Source organism: Nguyenibacter vanlangensis, from assembly GCF_013376155.1.
Taxonomy (GTDB): Bacteria; Pseudomonadota; Alphaproteobacteria; order Acetobacterales; family Acetobacteraceae; genus Gluconacetobacter; species Gluconacetobacter vanlangensis.
On sequence record NZ_JABXXP010000401.1, the window covers coordinates 1 to 2,678 of the forward strand.

General features: G+C 69.3%; 3 protein-coding genes. 2 read left to right on the plus strand and 1 reads right to left on the minus strand.

The window, feature by feature from the left end; all coding sequences use genetic code 11:
- Positions 1 to 585 (plus strand): ABC transporter substrate-binding protein (locus HUK84_RS14475; RefSeq protein ID WP_176640916.1); only part of this gene is annotated, 585 nt, incomplete at its 5' end.
- A gap of 50 nt (positions 586 to 635) precedes the next feature.
- Positions 636 to 1,796 (plus strand): acyl-CoA dehydrogenase family protein, encoded by a 1,161-nt coding sequence (locus HUK84_RS14480; RefSeq protein WP_176640917.1) that lies wholly within the window; start codon positions 636 to 638, stop codon positions 1,794 to 1,796.
- A 36-nt stretch (positions 1,797 to 1,832) separates the two neighbouring features.
- Here HUK84_RS14480 and HUK84_RS14485 read toward each other — a convergent pair.
- On the minus strand, positions 1,833 to 2,678 hold an 846-nt coding region (locus tag HUK84_RS14485), incomplete at its 5' end, for a rhodanese-like domain-containing protein (RefSeq protein ID WP_281362825.1).

The window sequence follows — 2,678 nt, forward strand, 5'->3', positions numbered from 1 at the left end:
ATCCACGACGCCGCAGGGCTTTCGGGCAAGCGGATCGCCACCGGACGCGGCTCGATCGGGCATCTGCTGCTGCTGCGCCTGATCCAGAGCGGCGCGATTCCGCCGCCCGCGCCCCGCATCGTGTTCCTGACCCCGGCTCAGGCCAAGGCCGCGCTCGACGCCGGCAACCTGGACGCCTGGTCGACCTGGGAGCCTTATGTGTCTCTGGAGGTGCTGCGCGGCCACGGGCATGTGGTGGTGGACGGGAGCGGTCTCCTGCCCGGCAACAGTTTCTTCGTCGCCAACCAGGCGGCGCTGGCGCACAAGCGTGCGCAATTGGCCGATTTCTACCGGCGCGTCACCCGGGCCTATGCCTGGGGGCACGCCCATCTGGCGGACTATGCCGCGATCCTGGCGCGGCAGACAGGACTGCCGGACGACGTGGCCCTGGCCGTCGCCGAAAAACAGATCGCGGCACCCGTGCCGCTGGATCATCATGTGGTTGCGCAGGAGCAGGCGACTCTGGACAGTTATCGCAAGGCCGGGCTGGTATCGGGCACGGACGCCCTGCCCACGGCCTTCGACGAAAGCCTTGCCGCGCCTTGATCCCGACGACGGATACCAGGAAGACGGATACGAGGAAGGAGAACGAACGGATGGACACGCTACCGGTCGCACCGACGCGGCATGACACGCCGGACTGGGCGGCGCTGGACCGGCTGGTGCCGCGCTTCGCGGCGCGGGCGGCGGAATATGACCGCTCGGGCGAGATTGCGCTAAACAATCTGGCAGAGCTGCGCGACGCGGGTTTCCTGGCTCTGGCCTTGCCCCGCACCCATGGCGGCCTGGCGATCGGGCTGCGCACGATGCTGGAGGTCGTCAGCCGCATCGCACGCGGCGACCCGTCCACCGCGCTGATCGTGTCGATGCAATATCTTCAGTCCGGCGCGATCGTCCGTTCGGATCGCTGGCCCGACGATGTCAAGATGGAACTGTTCCGCAGCATCGCGCAGGAGGGGGCGCTGATCAACGCGCTGCGCGTCGAGCCCGAACTGGGCACGCCGGCGCGCGGCGGCCTGCCTGCCACCACCGTCCGGCAGGACGGCGCGACCTGGCGGATCAACGGGTGCAAGATCTTCTCGACCGGTTCGACGGCGTTGCGCTGGGGGGCAGTATGGGCACGTACGGACGGCGATACGCCGCGTGTCGGACAGGTGCTGGTGCCGCTGGACCTGCCCGGCGTGCGGATCGAGAAAAGCTGGCACCAGATGGGCATGCGCGCGACCGGCAGTCACACCATCCGCTTCGAAGACGTGGCGATTCCCGAACGTTATCTGGTCAATCTCGCCCCGCCCGCCGCCGCGCCGGACGAAGCCGTGCAACTGGCCAGTTGGCATGCCGTCGTCATCGCGGCGCTCTATGACGGGGTGGCGCATGCCGCCCGCGACTGGCTGGTGGGCTTCCTGCATGACCGGGTGCCCACCAATCTGGGCGCACCGCTGGCCAGCCTGCCGCGCTTTCAGGTCCTGCTCGGCGAGATCGACGCCCTGCTGCTGACCAACCGCGCCCTGATCGAGCACGCGCTGACCCGCGAGGAGAACGGCGAGCGCGCCGACACCGATGCCGGGCTGGTCAAGCATGTCGTGACCGAAAACGCGATCGCCGCCGTCGGCAAGGCGGTGGCCGCGATCGGCAATCCGGGGTTAAGCCAGGACAATCCGCTGGAACGCCATTATCGCGACGTGCTGTGCGGACGGATTCATACGCCGCAGGGCGACAGCGCCCTGATCGCCGCCGGCCGGTCCGCCCTGACGTAACAGGACGGACCGCATTGCCCGATCACGCCCGCCGGATCACTCCAGCACCGTGAAACCATGGGTTCCGTCGCGCTCCAACTGCGCGACCAGCCCGAATTCCCAGTCCAGATAGGCCTGCATCGCGGCGGCGGCGTTGTCGGTGCCCTCATAAGGGCGCTTGTAGACATCGTCGGCGCCGAACAGGGCGGTCGCGGGGTCGAGCCCGGTTTCCAGCCCTAGCCCGGCCTGCTGCCAGGCGCGGGTACCCCCGGCCAACACGCGGACATGCCTGCCCTGCCGCGCCAGTTCCGGCGCGGCCAGACGTGCAGCGAGTCCGTCGGGTGAGGTCAGCACGATCTCCCGCACCGTCTCCAGGGCAGGATGATCAGCCAGGCCGGTCCGGATCGCGAAGCGCGCGTCGGGGATATGGCCCCTGCGGAATTCAGGGCTGGTGGCCAGGTCGATCACCCATGCCTCATCCCGAAGCGCGGCCAGGTCCGACGGCGCGATCATTTCCACCTCGGGCGGAGACGCCGCCAGCAGGACCGGCTCCGGCCCGGACTCGCGCGGCAGGTCCGACCAGCCGTCCAGCACATAGACCTCGCGCCAGCCGAGTTGCCTCAGCCAATGACCGGTCATGCGGGCACGCACCCCGTCATCATCCGTCAGCACGATCGTGCCGTGCCGCACGCCGATCCATTCGTCGGTCGCCTGGACAAGCTGGCCGCCCGGGGCGGAGCGGAAGCCGGCCAGGTGGCCATGTTGGTATTCCTCGGGCGTGCGCACATCCAGCCGGTAGAGCGTGCGCGCCGGGTCCGCCAGCAACGCGGCCAGTGTATCGGCGCCGATCACGCGCACGCCCGTCCGCTCCGCCAGCGCGGCGGCATTCTGCCTGGCCAGGGC

Excerpts from the sequence above, each read along its gene's own strand:
- HUK84_RS14480 (WP_176640917.1), top strand. The coding sequence starts at position 636 with ATGGACACGCTACCGGTCGCACCGACGCGGCATGACACGCCGGACTGG.